The sequence below is a fragment of the Streptomyces sp. NBC_01314 genome, assembly GCF_041435215.1.
Classification (GTDB): domain Bacteria; phylum Actinomycetota; class Actinomycetes; order Streptomycetales; family Streptomycetaceae; genus Streptomyces.
The window spans coordinates 1764808-1780317 of record NZ_CP108394.1 but is presented as its reverse complement, the minus strand read 5'-3'; the positions used below and the strand labels follow the sequence as shown (position 1 = coordinate 1780317).

Below are 15510 nucleotides of genomic sequence, written 5' to 3'. Positions count from 1 at the left end.
CCTCGCGCTCCGACGGCTGACCGGAAACGGACGCGATCAGGTCGAACCGGCGGAGACGGTCAGGCCGTTACCCCTGAGCAGCCCACCGTTTCGGCCGGGACATCACGCCACGCGACTCCGGTCCGTAGTACGTACATGATCCCGGCGAGTGTCGTCCGGTCGGGAACACGCGGTCGCCCGGGGCGGCGACGGCGCCGCTCAGGAGCAGGTGGCAGCAGCGGAGCTGCGCGCTCCCACGGGTCATCCGGAGCAGGATCATCACGCGTTCAAGGCGCATGTCGGCGATCAATCGCAGCAGCAGCGCTGGTGGCGGCGGTGGAGAGGGGCCTCGGCCGGCTGCCTGCCCACCGATGTTTCCCCGCCCCGCCCGTCGCTGGTCAGCACGGTTTCCGAGAGAAACTCAAGGATCGTTGAAGTAACCAGTACCCGGTGGGTACCTTCCTGGTCGACGGCGCTTTTGAGAGCGTTTCAGGGAGGCCATTGACATGCGGATCGTGTTGTTCGGAGCCACTGGGATGATCGGCAGCCAGGTCGCCGCCGAAGCGGGCGGACGGGGGCACGAGATCACCGGCGTCACCCGCGGCGGGAAGGGCGGCACCCGGGCGGCGGACGCGAGCGCCCCGGATACCGTCGCGCGCTTGGTGGCCGGGCACGACGCGGTGGTGCTGGCGGTGTCGCCGCCACGTGGCGGCAACGAGTCCACCGAGTCACTCCTGGAGGTGGGCCGGGGCGTACTGGACGGAGTCCGCAAGGCCAAGGTAGGCCGCCTGGTCGTGGTCGGCGGCTCGGGCGCCGTCGAGGTGGCGCCAGGTGTACGGGCCGTCGACGCCACCGGGTTCCCCGAGGAGTTGCTGCCGCGCGCACTCGCCCAAATCGCACTGCTCGAACTCATCCGGGACAGCGCCGATGACCTGGAGTGGAGCTACGTCTCCCCGCCCATGGTGCTGGAGCCCGGTGTGCGCACCGGTGTCTACCGGACAGGCGGTGGCCAGTTCCTCGTCGACAGCAAGGGCGACAGCCGGATCAGCATCAAGGACTACGCGATCGCCCTTGTCGACGAGCTGGAGAAGGGGGCACAAATCCACCACCCCATCCACGTCGCATATTGATTGAAAAGAGTAGGGGCAAGGTGGAAAAGGAAAGCATTTTCGTGCGCGTACGGTTCGATGTCCGAGAACAACGGAACGAAGAATTCGAGAAACTGGTGGTCGCGCTGTGCCGACAGGCAGACGACGAGCCAGGCACCAAAAGCTACCGGTGGTTCTCGGCCGAGGACGGCAGCTTTCTGGTGATCGAGGAGTACGTAGACTCCGCGGCGGCCATGGCGCACATGGAGAATGCGGCGGCACTGCTGGAACGTCTGACTAAATGCGCGGCAATTGGATCCGTGGAACTCCACGGGCCGATCGAGCCCGAGTTTCGGAAATGGGTGGGGTCGAATCCGCCGCCGACCACGTTCACGGATTTCCCGGGCCGCTGAAGCCGCCAAGGCCGCCGAGGCGCCGAACGCTTGGACAAACGCATCGAAAAGGAGATAAGCAATGCTTAAATTGGTCGATATCAATGATCATCAAGCCGTTCGCAACCTGAACAACATCGTGAACCTTCACGAAGTGATGATCAACCAGAGGCGGCCGGCGGAAGCCGTGGCGCAGTTCCTGGACCCGGGTTACATCCAGCACGACCCTCTCCTCACCACTGGCGCGGAAGGCTTGTCGAGTTTCTTCGACGATGTCCTCAAGGACCGCCCGCACGCTCGTTGGGTGGGGCATCGCATCATCGCGGTGGATGACTACGTGTGGGTTCACTCGAACTTTCTCAATCTCTTCAACGACGATTCGGACGACACGGGGATCGCCGGCGCGGACATTTTCAAGATGAACGCCGAAGGAAAGGCGATCGAGCACTGGGAGGTCCTACAGATCGTAGGTACTCCGGAAAACGCTGCGCCCTGGTTTGCGCCGGATCTTCCGGCTCTCAACAAGAACGGGCTCTTCTGAGTTCGAAGTGAGATAGAAGAGAGTTCAAAAGCGGCCCGCCATGCACGGTCATTGACCACGGCATCATGGTTTCGTGCATGGCGTGCCGTATTTCGCAGTCGCGCTGCCGCAGCGCGGCACGCCACGACTGGAGCTTCCATGGCCGATTCGTCCGCCGCCTGGATCGCCACCCACCGATCCGCTGTCATTAGTCCCCATAAGGACTTCACACTCTTCGAACTTCGCGGATTCGCCGACCAGACCGTACGTCAGCCGCTGCGAATCGCCGGCGGAGGTGAGGCCCTGCGTATACGCCTCAGCAACCGTTACGGAAAAGAGCCACTGGAGATAGCCGGCGCACACCTCGCCAGGCGCACCGAAGCAAGCGCGATCGTCCCCGCGAGCGACACCGTGCTGCGCTTCGCGGGCGCCGACACTGTCACGATCGGCGTGGGAGACGAGGTCGTCAGCGACCCCGTCGAGCAGAAGGTGAGCGCGGGGGAAGAACTCGTCCTCAGCCTCTATCTCCCGCACGACACGGGCTTGACCACCTACTCGGCGGTCCCCTACGACATCGGTTACGCGGCCCCCGGCAACCAGCTCACCGCCGCGTCCTTCACCGCCGCCGAGGAACTGGCCACCGGGCACTTCCTCACCGGTATCGACGTTCTCGCTCCGGAAGGCACCGCCATCGCCGTGGCCTTCGGGGACTCCTGGATCGAAGGCTTCGCCACCACGCCCGGCGCCGACAACAGCTTCCCCGCTCAGCTCGGCCGTCGCCTCCCCCACGGGTGGATCGTCAACCAGGGCATCTCCGGCAACCGGCTCCTCACCGACGGCATCGGCGAACACCTCCTGGCCCGTCTCGAACACGATGTGCTCGACGTGCCCGGCGTCAGCCACGTCCTCATCCACATCGGTCTCAACGACCTGGGCGTGCCAGGCACCCAGTCCTTCCCCGAACCCCCGGTCCTGCCGGCCCTCGACGACCTCATCGCCGGGTACACCATGCTTGCCGACCGCATCCACGCCGCCGGCCTCGTCGCCGTCGCAGCCACACTTGGCCCCTACGAGGGAACGGTGTACGACGGTGTCGACACCCCGGCCGGTCAGGCCCTGCGCCACCGGATCAACGACTGGCTGCTCGGCCCCGACCAGCCCTTCGACGCCGTCCTCGACATCGCCGCCGCGGTCGCCGACCCGGAGCGACCCGAGCGGATCCGCGAGGAGTACAACAGCGGCGACGGTCTCCACGTCAACGACGCCGGCGCGAAAGCCATCGCCGACGCCGTCGACCTGTCCTTGCTGCGGCTCGGAAACTAGCCCACGAACTCGTCCGCGAAGCGGGCGTCGTGGGCCTTGCGCAAGGACAGAACCTCGTCCACGTGTTTTGCGGCCCAGGCGTTGATCGGCTCCATGACGGGCCCCAAGGAGTGGCCCAGCGGAGTCAGTTCGTACTCCACGCGGGGCGGGACCTCAGCGAAGACCGTCCGGGTGACGAGGCCGTCGCGTTCCATCCCCCGCAGTGTGTGAGTGAGGACCTTGGGCGTCACGTGATGAAGCAGTTCGCGTAGTTCGCTGAACCGCTTGGGTCCGTCGCGCAGGTTCAGCACGATCAGCACCGACCATTTGTCACCGATGCGGTCGAGCACCAGCCGAGGCGGGCAGCAGATGTCCGAGTCGTTGGCGGCAGCCTTCATATCCGAAGGGTACTCAAGGATCGTTGAAGTAACCAGTACCCCATAGATACCTTCTTGATGACGGCGTGCTGGCGGCACGCACGATGAATTTTAGGCGGTCATGACATGCGCATCCTACTGTTCGGAGCCACCGGAATGATCGGCAGCCGGATCGCTGCCGAGGCGGGCAAGCGGGGCCACGAGGTGACCGGTGCCACGCGCAGCGGGAAGGACGGCACCCTCGCGGCGGACGCGAGCGACGTCGACACCGTCGCGCGCCTGGCGGCCGGCCACGACGCGGTGGTCCTGGCGGTGGCACCATCACGAGGCGGCATCGAGGCCTCCGAGTCGTTGCTGGAGGTGGGCCGCGGCGTACTGCACGGCGTACGCAGGGCCGGGGTGCGTCGCCTGGTGGTGGTGGGCGGCGCGGGCATCCTGGAGGTCTCCCCCGGTGTACGGGTCGTCGACACGCCTGGGTTCCCTGAGGACTTCCTGCCGTGGACCCTCGCCCAGGTGGCGCTGTTCGGCCTTGTCCAGGGGAACGCCGACGACCTGGAATGGACCTACCTCTCCCCGCCCGCGATGGTCGAGCCGGGCGAGCGCACGGGCGCGTACCGGATAGGCGATCACCAACTGCTCACCGACGGCGAGGGCAACAGCCACATCAGCACCGAGGACTACGCCGTCGCTTTCGTCGACGAGTTGGAGAGGGGCGAGCTCACCCGCCGCCTCGCCCACGTCGCGTACTGACCGGTTCCCACCAACGTAAGTTGACACGTCACCATGACGTGTCGTGTTAGTCGAGAATCAGCTCGGGTTTCTAGTGTCCTGAGTCTTTGATTCACTGAAGAAGTAGGCTGGGCTCATGGCGCGTATGGGTCGGCCGACGGTCGAGGTGGTCCTGACAGACGACGAGCGGGATACGTTGCTGCGCTGGTCGCGGCGGGCGACGTCGTCGCAGGCTTTGGCGTTGCGGTGCCGGATCGTTCTGGCCTGCGCCCAGGGTGGCTCAAATACCGTCGTGGGTACGGAACTTGGGGTGCACCCGGTGACGGTGGCCAAGTGGCGCAAGCGGTTCGCGTCCGATCGGCTTCAGGGCCTGTCGGACGAGCCGCGGCCAGGGCCGCCGCGCACGGTGAGCGACGAGAAGGTCGAGGAGGTCGTGGTGCGCACGCTGGAGTCCACCCCGAAGAACGCCACGCACTGGTCGACGCGGGAGATGGCCGAGGCCAGCGGCTTGTCGCAGTCCACGGTCTCCAGGATCTGGCGGACCTTCGGCCTCAAGCCGCACCTGGTGGACACCTTCAAGCTGTCCAAGGACCCGCAGTTCATCGAGAAGGTCCGCGACGTCGTCGGTCTGTACCTGGACCCGCCGGAGCGGGCGATCGTGCTGTGCGTGGACGAGAAGTCGCAGATCCAGGCGCTGGACCGGTCCGCGCCGGTACTGCCGATGATGCCCGGCATGCCCGAGCGCCGCACCCACGACTATGTGCGCGGTGGGGTGACGGCCCTGTTCGCCGCGCTGAACGCTGCGACCGGCGAGGTCATCTCCTCCATCCACCGCCGGCACCGCGCGGTGGAGTTCAAGAAGTTCCTGGCCAAGCTCGACAAGGAGGTGCCCGAGCACCTCGATGTCCACCTGATCTGCGACAACTACGCCACTCACAAGACCCCCGCGATCCAGAAGTGGCTGCTGGCCCACCCCCGGTTCCATATGCACTTCACGCCGACCAGCGCCTCCTGGCTCAACCAGGTCGTGCGACACGAAGTCGCTTGAGAAGAGTGGGAATCACCAAGGAGGTTCGACGATGTCGAAGGTGTAGACCCGAGCCAGTGCACAGGGCTCGTTCCCGCCTCAGCGTGCGTCGCGAGTGATCGCGGGGTGCGAAGCCTGAGGAAAGGTCCAAGGATTCCCGTTCCATCCGGGGATTACAGGCCGGGAAATGCCGGACGGGTGAATGCGAATGAACCCTTGATGATGCCTCGTCATGAGCACTCTCGCCGATGGGTTGTTTCAGCGGGAGATAGGGACTGGCCATTGAAAAGTGGCAGGCGCCGACCGGAGATATCTGACCGGTCGGGAGTGCACCGCCGTCCCCGGGGTGCAGAGGGCACCCTCCCCGGCAGCACCTCTCTCATGCGGAACGTGACAACCCCGATGGAGTCCAGGCAATAAGTTTCTGGCCTGGTAAGCCAACCGCAAGTAAGGCCCAAATCTCCAGCGGGCGCAGGAAGACCCAGCAAGCGAATGCCGGTGGCCGAAAGGCAGCAGGAAACCGGGAACCACATGCCGACACCTCCGTCGGCGGTTCCCGCATAACTGGCCGGATAGGGGCCGATACCCCGACCTGAAAGGGTGCTGACGTGGGTCTGGTGAGCTTGTGAAGGCACGAAGACCGAAGACACCGGAACCGAAGGAAAAGTTGGACGTCATGACGACACACGCGGCCGGGACGGCGCAAGCCGCAGCGACCGCCGTCGGCATAGCGAACGGACCGGAGGGCGAGATCACCGACTGGCCGTCGATCGACTGGCGGAGGGTCGAGGACGACGTACGGCGTCTGCGGCAGCGCATCTTCACGGCATCGCAGGCAGGAGACCTGGCCAAGGTCAGGAATCTGCAGAAGCTGATGCTCCGCTCCCGCGCCAACGCACTCGTGAGTGTGCGGCGGGTCACGGAGGTCAACGCTGGCCGCAAGACGGCGGGGGTTGACGGGAAAGTCGTCCTGCCGCCCCAGGAAAAGGCCGAGCTGGCCGACTGGGTCCAGCATGGCGCGGCCCCGTGGAAACCCAAGCCCGTCAAGCGGGTGTATATCGCCAAGGCGAATGGAAAACAGCGCCCGCTCGGAATTCCCGTGATCGCTGACAGATGCCTCCAAGCTCTGGCACTGAATGCGCTGGAGCCCGAGTGGGAGGCACGGCTGGAACCGAAGGTCTACGGCTTCCGTCCCGGCCGTGGCTGTCATGACGCGATTGTGGCCATCCACACGACGGCGTGCGGCAAGACCGCCAAGCGCCTGTGGGTGCTCGACGCCGACTTGAAAGCGGCATTCGACCGGATCGACCACGATAATCTGCTCACGTCGCTGGGTTCGTTTCCCGGAAGGGGAATGATCGCCGGATGGCTGAAGGCGGGCGTGGTCGAGAAAGGTTGGTTCGCCCCCACGTTGGAAGGAACTCCTCAGGGCGGGGTGATCAGTCCCGCGTTGTTGAATATCGCTTTGCATGGAATGGGAAAGGCCGCTGGAGTCCGCTACCAGACTCTCGGCAGCGATGCCGCGATTTTGGCGCGTGACTCACCGGTTCTGGTCGTCTACGCCGACGACCTCCTCGCCCTGTGCCACTCGCAGGAACAAGCCGAGGAGGTCAAGGCACGGCTCGCCGCGTGGCTCGCGCCCCGGGGACTGGCTTTCAACGAGGACAAGACGCGCGTTGTCCACCTCGATGAGGGCTGCGACTTCCTGGGGTTCAACATCCGACGCTATCGCGGCAAGTTGCTGACCAAGCCGAGCAACGCGGCCCTGTGGCGGATCCGGGAACGGCTCGCCGCCGAGATGCTGGCCCTGCGAGGGGCCAACGCCGACGCGGTGATCGCCAAGCTCAACCCGATCATCAAGGGCTGGGCCGCCTACTACCGGATCGGGGTGTCCAAGCGGGCGTTCAACTCGCTGGACGCCTACGTGTGGAGGCTGGTCTACAAGTGGGCCAAGTTCTCTCACGCGAACAAGTCGAAGCGCTGGGTGACCGACCGGTACTTCGGCATGTTCAACCCGTTCAGGTATGACAGGTGGGTGTTCGGGGACCGCACCAGCGGTTTCTACCTCTACAAGTTCGCCTGGACGCCGATCGTCCGGCACCGGATGGTGCCAGGAACGGCGTCGACCGACGATCCCACCCTGGTCGACTTCTGGGCCAAGCGGCGTCGCCGCGGCAAACTCCCGCTGGGCAAAGGCACCCTGCATCTATTGCAGAAGCAGGACGGCCGATGTCCAGTCTGCGGAGGGCTGTTGCTGCACGCCGACCACGAGCCGCAAACTCCCGACCAGTGGGAACAGTGGCTCAAGGTCACCCGCACGGCGATCCGGAAACACGCGATCATCGCTGATGCGGGCAACGGCAAGCCGGACAAATCCGCCGCCCCACGTCTGATCCACACCCACTGCCACCGTCGGCTGACCACCGGCATCGGCAAGTCGCCAGCACTTCTGACCAGCCCGCGAGCCATAGAGCTTGCTTGAGCCGGTTGCCTGGAAATCGGGCACGGCCGGTTCTGAGGGGGGACCGCTGCAGCAATGCAGCGGTCCTACCCGACGAGCGCTGGTTCGGCCTGCTGACGGACAAGCAGATACGGCGCGGCGTCCACAAGAACGTGCAGGCCCTGGAGAAAGACATCCGCTCCTGGATCGCCACCTGGAACGAAGATCCCCGACCTTTCGTCTGGACGAAGACCGCCGACGAGATCTTCGAACGCCTCGCCGGATATCTGAACCGAATCAAAGACTCAGGACACTAGTGTCGGACGGTGTAGCGCTCGATCTTGTCCATGTCCAGTTGCAGGCCGAGGCCGGGGCCGTTCGGCACGCGAAGGAGACCCTCCTCCGGCTGCGGATAGCCCCCCTGGAAAATTTCCCGGCACGGGTTGTCGATGAACATGTATTCAAGGGCGAGCAACGAGGGTGCCGCGGCGGCGACATGGATCGCGGCCAGCTGGGAGAGCCCACCCGAGAAACCCGTATGCGGGGCGAAGGCGATGTTGTGCGCGAAGGCCAGGGTCCAGATGTGGCGTGCTCCGGTGATCCCGCCACAGCGCCCCAGATCAGGCTGTGCCACGTCGATCAGCCGCCGTTCGATCACGTCGCGCATGGTGAAGATCCCGAAGTCGGTCTCGCCGCGCGCCAACGGGATCGAGGTCATCCGGTGGATCTGCTCGTAGCCACCGAGGTCGTCCATGAAGACGGGCTCTTCGAACCAGCGGATGTCCAGGGGCTCCATCGCCCTGCCCATGCGAATGGCGTCCGCCGCGTCGTAGGCACCGTTGGCGTCGACCACCAGGATCAAGTCGTCACCCACGGCCTCCCGGATGGCGCGGAGGGCGGTGAGGTCGGCGTTCTGGCCGCCCTCACCGGGCTTGCGGCCGATCTTGACCTTGAGCCGGTCGAAGCCGCGCTTCTGCTGCGCGATGGCCTCTCTGACCATGGTGTCGGGGTCGGAGATGTAGACCGAGGACGCGTAGACCGGAACCTGCTGTCGGCCGGCGCCTGCCAGCAGCTGCCACACCGACCGGCCCTCGATCTTGCCGACGAGATCCCACAAAGCGGTGTCGGCGCCGCTGACCGCCTCCATCACGACCCCGGAGACGTGTCCCCACGGGCGCAGTTGGCCGACCATGCGCACCCACAATCCCTCGATGTTGCGGGGGTCCTGGCCGACCAGCACGGGAGCCAGCAGCGACTCCACCGCCGTCGCGGTCATCGCTCCGCCGCGCCTGGCCAGGGCCTCCCCGTAGCCGATGTGTCCGCTGTCGTCCTCCACCTCGACGACGACCATGCTGTAGGTGTTGAAGTCGCCGGCGCCGAACACCACTCCGGCCGCCGGGGTCGCTTCCAAAAAGCGCGCGCTGACACGACGAATCGTCACGTCCGACCTTCTCCCTAATTGATTTTTTTCTGCCCTGCCCACACGTTAAGGAGACAAAATCAGCCCGGTCAACGTCCGCGAATAAATTTCGACGAGATGTCGAGTTCCGCTTCTCACGCATCGCATCGGAGTCGCGGACTTCTCATGCACCGAGAAGGATCGAGGCGCCTTCTCGAAGTGCCTGCTCAACGGGGATAAACAGTGACGCCTTCGAGATGTCCCAGTCGCAGCGACACTTTCTGTGCGGTCTCCCGAAGGGCGTCGAGAATCTCCGTGATCATCCGCTCCCGCGACCACCGAGCGCCCTCGACCGAGATCCCGACCGCCGCGACGACGCCGTCGAGGTTGCGGACCGGCAGGGCGATCGCGCGCAGGCCGTGTGCCACCTCCTCGTCCTGCATGCCCCAACCGCGGTCCCGGGTTTCCGCCAGGTCCGCCATCAGTGTCTCGGCGGTCCGGTGAGCACGCGGCCCGACTCCGGCGCGCCCCAGGTCCATGCCCGCCAGCACTCCGCTCAGCTCCTCCGGCTCCAGCGTCGCCAGCAGGGTCTTGCCCATGGCCGTACAGGTGGCCGCCAGCGAGGAGCCCACCGAGACATTGCCGATGACATAGTGCGACGTCTTGTAGCGCAACAGGTAGACGACGTCGCCACAGGAAAGGACGCCGAGATTGCATGTCTCACCCGTGCTCTTCCGAAGCTCCCTCAGCGGACCGCTCGCAGCCTCGACCACTTCGTTGCTCTGCAATGCCGCAAAGCCGAGCTTCAGGACACCCACGGCCGGTGTGAAGTTTCCGTCTTCGAGCTGCTCGACAAATCCAGAATCCGCCAGAGTGCGCAGAATACGGTAAGCAGTCGACACCGGTATGCCGGAAAGCCGTGCCACTTCGCTGGCGCCGAGTTGACGTCGTTGCGGAGTGAAGGAGGAAAGGACTTTCAGGCCCTTGTCGAGGGAGGAGATCCGGTAGCGCGCATTCATGCTCTCCGGCACGTGACCTCTTCGGTGAGCTGGGGGACGACGTCGAAGAGGTCGCCGACCACGCCGTAATCGACCAGGTCGAAGATCGGGGCCTCGGCGTCCTTGTTGATCGCCACGATCGTCTTCGAGGTCTGCATGCCGGCCCGGTGCTGGATCGCGCCGGAGATACCGGAGGCGATGTACAGCTGCGGCGAGACCGACTTGCCGGTCTGGCCGACCTGGTTGGAGTGCGGGTACCAGCCGGCGTCGACGGCGGCACGCGAGGCGCCGACGGCCGCGCCGAGGGAGTCGGCGAGCGCCTCGATGATCGCGAAGTTCTCCGCGCCGCCCACGCCACGGCCGCCGGAGACCACGATCGCGGCCTCGGTCAGCTCCGGACGCCCGGTCGACTCACGCGGCGTACGCCCGGTGACCTTGGTACCGGTCGCCTGCGCGGAGAAAGTGACCGACAGTGCCTCGATCGCACCGGCGGTCGGAGCCGCCTCCACCGCCGCGCTGTTGGCCTTGACCGTGATGACCGGGATGCCCTTGGAGACACGGGACTTGGTGGTGAAGGACGCGGCGAACACCGACTGGGTGGCCACCGGGCCCTCCTCGCCGGCCACCAGGCCGACCGCGTCGGTGATGATTCCGGAGCCGATGCGCAGCGCCAGGCGCGCGGCGATCTCCTTGCCCTCCGCGGAGGACGGGACCAGCACGGCGGCCGGGGAGACGGCCTCGTACGCGGCCTGCAGGGCGTCCACCTTCGGGACGACCAAGTAGTCGCCGTACTCGGCGGCCTCGTGGGTGAGAACGCGGGTCGCACCATGTTCGGCCAGCACCGCGGCCGTGTCAGCAGCACCCGCCCCCAGCGCCACCGCGACCGGCGAACCGATGCCACGAGCGAGCGTCAACAGCTCCAACGTCGGCTTGCGGACGGCGCCGTCCACGTGGTCGACGTAGACGAGAACTTCAGCCATGGATCCGTGAACCCTTCTCAGATGAACTTCCGGCTCGCGAGGCGGCATCACATGAATGTGCGCTGCGCGAGAAAGGCGGCGAGCTGCTTGCCGCCCTCGCCCTCGTCCTTGACGATCGTGCCGGCGGTGCGCGCCGGACGCTCGGCCGCGGAGGCGACGACCGTGTGGGCGCCCTCCAGACCGACGTCCTCGGCCTCGATGTCGAGGTCGGACAGGCCCCAGGCCTGCACCGGCTTCTTCTTCGCGGCCATGATGCCCTTGAAGGACGGGTACCGCGCCTCGCCCGACTGGTCGGTGACCGACACCACGGCCGGGAGAGAGGCCTCCAGCTGCTCGGAGGCGGCGTCGCCGTCACGGCGGCCCCTGACCGTGCCGTCCTCGACCGAGACCTCCGACAGCAGCGTGACCTGCGGAACACCCAGACGCTCGGCCAGCAGCGCCGGCACGACACCCATCGTGCCGTCCGTGGACGCCATGCCGGAGATCACCAGGTCGTAGCCGGCCTTCTCGATCGCCTTGGCCAGCACCAGCGAGGTACCGATGGCGTCGGTGCCGTGCAGGTCGTCGTCCTCGACGTGGATCGCCTTGTCCGCGCCCATCGACAGCGCCTTGCGCAGCGCGTCCTTGGCGTCCTCCGGACCAACGGTCAGCACGGTGATCTCGGCGTCGTCGGCCTCGTCGGCGATCTGCAGCGCCTGCTCGACCGCGTACTCGTCCAGCTCGGAGAGCAGGCCGTCCACGTCGTCACGGTCGACGGTCAGGTCATCGGCGAAGTGCCGGTCGCCGGTGGCGTCGGGCACGTACTTCACAGTGACAACGATCCTCAGGCTCATGTGACCTCCCTGACGTGAAGTGCTGTTCGTTCGGCCCGTCACGACGGTTGGTCGACGCCGGGCACGTCCCGGTAGACCTGGCCACGCTCCACCACGTTCTCCAGCAGGTCGAAGTACGTGTGGGTGTCGTCTTTCGGCGGCGTGGCCACCTGGCCCGGATAGCCGATGAGCTGCCGCACATCGGGATTGAGGAAATAGGCACCTGCCGTCAGCGTGCCGAACGCCTCGAATGCCGGGATGTGGTCCCGGTTGAGCACCTCGATGGCCTCGTCGGCAGGGAGGTCGCCGGCTGCCTGCAGGGCCTCGTTGAGGGCGGGCACCAGGTCCGGCCGGTATCCCAGGGCGTCGTCGAGCCATCTGGTCGGCACCTCTGCCTGGCTGGCCGAGGGCATGCCCTCGGCGGCAGGGATGAGGAGGTCCGCGAGCGAGGCGAACCGTTCGCGCTGGTCAGGAGTGAGCATGGAGAGCGCTCCTTAGAGAGTGACGGGCGCCGAGGACACGGTCTGGTCCCGGCGGTTGGCGATGAGGTGTTCGACCGAGCGGAGCGCGAGCGCCATGATCGTCGCTGTCGGGTTGACGCCGGACGATGTCACGAAGGTGCTGCCGTCGATGACGTAGAGGTTGGGCACGTCGTGGGCCCTGCCCCACTGGTCGATGACCGATCTGGCGGGGTCGTTGCCCATCCGGGCGGTGCCGAGCAGGTGCCACCCGCAGTCACGCATGAGTCTGGTTTCCGAGGTGGTGATGGCGCCCGCCGCCTCGTGGGCCTCACGCGCGCGGTCCACGTGGAAGTCGATGAGGCGGCTGGTGTTCTCGGAGCTCGTGTAGATCAGCTTGGGTGCGGGCAGGCCGTCGGAGTCGGTCAGCTCGGGATCGAGTACGACGCGGTTGGCCTCGTCGGGCAGGTCTTCGGCGATGATGCCCCACTCGAACGACCGCCCGAGGTTGGCCTTGACGTTGCGGTGGAAGTTCGCCCCCCACGACTCGTCGACCGGCCGGCCGCCGTACCCCGAGCGCATCCCGAGCGGACCGCCGCTGGGCATGACGTTCCACTTCGCACCGCGTACGAACCCGCGCGAGGTGTCGGTCTCGTAGAACTGCATCGACTCGATCGACTGACCGGCGGGGCCCAGCCAGCTGTCCAGCGGGTCCTCATACGTCCCGACGACGGCGCCGTAGGGGTGCATCATGAGGTTGCGTCCGACCAGCCCGGAACTGTTGGCCAGGCCGTCGGGGAAGAGAGCCGACGTCGACATCTGCAGCAGCCGCGGCGTGCCGACGCCGTTGGCCGCGACAATCACGACCCCGGCCTTCTGGCGCCGCTCGGTGCCGTTGCGGTCGATGTAGACGGCGCCGCTCGCACGGCCCTGCGCGTCGACGGTGACCTCGCTGACGCGTGCGCCGGTCACCAGCCTGGCTCCGGCCTTGAGGGCGTCCGGCCAGTGGGTGAGGTCGGTGCTTGCCTTGGCGCCGGCCGGGCAGCCTGTCAGGCAGGTGCCGTAGCGCAGGCAGCTGGGGCGGTGCCGGTACTCGCGGGACGGGATGGAGTTCGCGCCGGGCCACCAGTGCCAGCCGAGCCGGTCCATGCCCTCGGCGGCCTTGCGTCCGATCTTGCCGATCGGCAGAGGGGGCAGGGGATAGGCCGCACCCGGCGGGTACGCCGGATTGTCGCCGAGACCCGAGACGCCGACCTCGCGGTCCATGCGCTCGTAGAACGGCTGGAGTTCCGCGTAGTCGAAGGGCCAGTCGTCGGCGATCCCGTCGAGGGTCCTGACTCGGAAGTCCGAAGGGAGGAAGCGGCACCAGTGCGCGGCGTAGAGGATCGTGCTGCCTCCCACGCCGGAGTACATCAGCGGGTTGACGTCCGACTCACTGGTGTCGACGGGATAGTCCGCCGCGTTGGCGCGCACGTTGGGGTTGGGGTGCCACTGCTTCTGCTTGACCAGCTCCCACTCCGGCTTGTCGCCGGCGAAGGCACTGGGCGGAGTCCAGTCGCCCTGTTCGAGACACACCACCGAGAAGCCGCTCTCGGCGAGAGCCTTGACCGCCACCGAGCCGGATGCACCGGCCCCGATGACCAGGACGTCAGCGACGTCCGGGAGGTCGACACTCTGGTTGATCGTCATTGATCCCTGCACTTTCCGGGTTGAGGCGACATGCGCCAGGCCGCTCCCCCAAGGAGATCGGCGACGTCGTCCGGCCGAGCCGGCGAGGGACGTTCACCGCCACGGACGTTAAGCAGATGTTTCTCAGAGCGCAACCCCATGCTCGAAAAAGAAACAGCACTGCCTTCTTGGGACCAGCTCGCAGGTCGTCATAGCCCGCGACTGGGGCACGCCCACTGCTCCATCGTCCGCCGCCGAGCGCCAGGGCGTCGAGACTGGGGGCTGGGCTGGGGGTGGTCAGGTTGCGCGGACGCGACGGGGTCGGACGGTGGGGTTGACCGGCGTGCTGCCGCGATAGCGTCACCGCTCGCCGGCGCGCGCGGCGACGTCATGACGATGAGGCCCTGGTCTTCGACCCCGGCCTCCTCCAGCCGGAACCGGGCATCAGCGCCGATAGTGCCCACGGCGTATACGCCGTCCCACCAGAAGCTGCGGTCGACGGCGTAACCGGCAGGAAATGGTGGTCAGGTTGAGGACGCGGTCGGGTCAGACGGTGGGGTTGACCGGCTTGCTGCCGCGATAGCCGAGCCGCTCGCTGGCGCGCGCGGCGACGTCCATGACGAGGAGGCCCAGCTCTTCGACCCCGGCCTCCTCCAGCCGGAACTCGGGCATCATCGCCGACAGCGCCGCGATGGCCCTGCCGCTGGCGTCGTGGACCACAGCGCCCACGGCGCACACGCCGTCCCGCCAGTAGCCGCGGTTGACGGCGTAACCATCAGCCCGGTACTGGGCCAGGAGCCGCCGCAACTCGTCGGGATCCGCCACGGTGCGCCCGGTCGCTGCCTGCAGCGGCTCCTCGAGGTACGTCTCGAGGAGCGTGGGGTCGTCGGCGAGGAAGGACAAGCCTGCGGAGCTGGTGTGGGCCGGCCAGACCTCGCCCACCGAGGCGATGGAGACGACGGAGTGCTTCGACGGGATGGAGTCGACGCAGACCGAGCTCCTGCCCGCGAGCACCGAGAGGAGCACGGTCTCTCCGGTGCGCTCGTAGATCTCCTCCTCGGCCCAGCGCAGCTCGCGACGGATGTCGATGTGCCCGAAGGCCCAGGCGGCGAGCATCAGGCAGCGCGGGCCGAGGGTGTACCGGGTGTCGTCGAGCTGGACCACGTACCCCTTGTTCTGCAGCGTGCGGGCGATCCGGAAGGCGGTCGCCTTGCTGACGCCCATCCGCGCGGCCAGGGCCGTCGCACCCACCGGTCCGTCGAGCAGGGCCTCCATGAGCTCGAGAGCGCGCTCCACCGAGGCGATGCCGCCGTCATAGCTCATCGAAACAATCCTCCACTC

General features: G+C 66.7%; 14 protein-coding genes and 3 pseudogenes. 8 read left to right on the top strand and 9 right to left on the bottom strand.

Translation table 11 applies throughout. The features are described 5' to 3' along the window. Positions 1-62: 62 nt before the first annotated feature. Positions 63-245, bottom strand: a pseudogene (locus OG622_RS07930) (transposase); the annotation flags it as partial. A gap of 240 nt (positions 246-485) precedes the next feature. Between OG622_RS07930 and OG622_RS07925 the strand changes: the two are divergent. The 4 genes from OG622_RS07925 (at position 486) to OG622_RS07910 (ending at position 3302) form a co-directional block, all read left to right on the top strand. Next, positions 486-1109 carry an NAD(P)-dependent oxidoreductase gene (locus OG622_RS07925; protein WP_371574338.1) on the top strand — a complete coding sequence of 208 codons (624 nt, stop codon included), beginning with the start codon at positions 486-488 and terminating at the stop codon, positions 1107-1109. Between the two features lie 20 nt (positions 1110-1129). Next, positions 1130-1480, top strand: coding sequence for a putative quinol monooxygenase (locus OG622_RS07920; protein WP_371574336.1), 351 nt, complete (start codon positions 1130-1132; stop codon positions 1478-1480). Between the two features lie 61 nt (positions 1481-1541). Further along, on the top strand, positions 1542-2000 hold the full coding sequence (locus tag OG622_RS07915; protein WP_371574334.1) for a nuclear transport factor 2 family protein: 459 nt from the start codon (positions 1542-1544) through the stop codon (positions 1998-2000). A gap of 138 nt (positions 2001-2138) precedes the next feature. Next, positions 2139-3302: a GDSL-type esterase/lipase family protein gene (locus OG622_RS07910; RefSeq protein ID WP_371574333.1), complete on the top strand. Its 1164-nt coding sequence runs from the start codon at positions 2139-2141 to the stop codon at positions 3300-3302. Here the strand turns inward: OG622_RS07910 and OG622_RS07905 are convergent. Beyond that, positions 3299-3679, bottom strand: coding sequence for a winged helix-turn-helix transcriptional regulator (locus tag OG622_RS07905; protein WP_371574331.1), 381 nt, complete (start codon positions 3677-3679; stop codon positions 3299-3301). The two genes, OG622_RS07910 and OG622_RS07905, sit on opposite strands and share 4 nt — an antisense overlap. A 105-nt stretch (positions 3680-3784) precedes the next feature. Between OG622_RS07905 and OG622_RS07900 the strand changes: the two genes are divergently transcribed. The 4 genes and pseudogenes from OG622_RS07900 to OG622_RS07885 form a co-directional block, all read left to right on the top strand. Beyond that, complete coding sequence (locus tag OG622_RS07900; RefSeq protein ID WP_371574329.1) at positions 3785-4408, top strand: NAD(P)-dependent oxidoreductase; 624 nt, start codon at positions 3785-3787, stop codon at positions 4406-4408. A 115-nt stretch (positions 4409-4523) separates the two neighbouring features. After that, positions 4524-5420, top strand: a pseudogene (locus OG622_RS07895) (IS630 family transposase); the annotation flags it as partial. Positions 5421-6090: 670 nt separating this feature from the next. Further along, positions 6091-7896 carry a reverse transcriptase domain-containing protein gene (locus tag OG622_RS07890; protein WP_371572569.1) on the top strand — a complete coding sequence of 602 codons (1806 nt, stop codon included), beginning with the start codon at positions 6091-6093 and terminating at the stop codon, positions 7894-7896. A gap of 74 nt (positions 7897-7970) precedes the next feature. Then, a pseudogene (locus OG622_RS07885) lies at positions 7971-8171 on the top strand (IS630 family transposase); the annotation flags it as partial. On the opposite strand, the gene OG622_RS07880 reads toward OG622_RS07885, so the two are convergent. The 7 genes from OG622_RS07880 to OG622_RS07850 all read right to left on the bottom strand — a co-directional run bounded on the left by OG622_RS07880 (position 8168) and on the right by OG622_RS07850 (position 15492). Next, the gene (locus tag OG622_RS07880) at positions 8168-9295 is read right to left on the bottom strand and encodes a mandelate racemase/muconate lactonizing enzyme family protein (protein WP_371574327.1); all 1128 of its coding nucleotides are present in this window, start codon (positions 9293-9295) and stop codon (positions 8168-8170) included. The pseudogene OG622_RS07885 and the gene OG622_RS07880 sit on opposite strands and share 4 nt — an antisense overlap. A gap of 185 nt (positions 9296-9480) precedes the next feature. Then, positions 9481-10284, bottom strand: a complete 804-nt coding sequence (locus OG622_RS07875; RefSeq protein ID WP_371574325.1) for an IclR family transcriptional regulator — start codon at positions 10282-10284, stop codon at positions 9481-9483. Further along, entirely contained in the window at positions 10269-11231 is a 963-nt protein-coding gene (locus OG622_RS07870; protein ID WP_371574323.1) for an electron transfer flavoprotein subunit alpha/FixB family protein, read from the bottom strand. The genes OG622_RS07875 and OG622_RS07870 overlap by 16 nt, the downstream gene beginning before the upstream one ends. Positions 11232-11278: 47 nt before the next feature. Then, a complete protein-coding gene (locus tag OG622_RS07865) occupies positions 11279-12064 on the bottom strand; it encodes an electron transfer flavoprotein subunit beta (RefSeq protein WP_371574321.1) in 786 nt (261 codons plus the stop codon). A gap of 38 nt (positions 12065-12102) precedes the next feature. Next, positions 12103-12525 carry a hypothetical protein gene (locus tag OG622_RS07860; RefSeq protein ID WP_371574319.1) on the bottom strand — a complete coding sequence of 141 codons (423 nt, stop codon included), beginning with the start codon at positions 12523-12525 and terminating at the stop codon, positions 12103-12105. A 12-nt stretch (positions 12526-12537) separates the two neighbouring features. Continuing rightward, a complete protein-coding gene (locus OG622_RS07855; RefSeq protein ID WP_371574317.1) occupies positions 12538-14190 on the bottom strand; it encodes a GMC family oxidoreductase in 1653 nt (550 codons plus the stop codon). 525 nt (positions 14191-14715) lie between these two features. Continuing rightward, positions 14716-15492: an IclR family transcriptional regulator gene (locus tag OG622_RS07850; RefSeq protein ID WP_371574315.1), complete on the bottom strand. Its 777-nt coding sequence runs from the start codon at positions 15490-15492 to the stop codon at positions 14716-14718. Positions 15493-15510 lie beyond the last annotated feature (18 nt).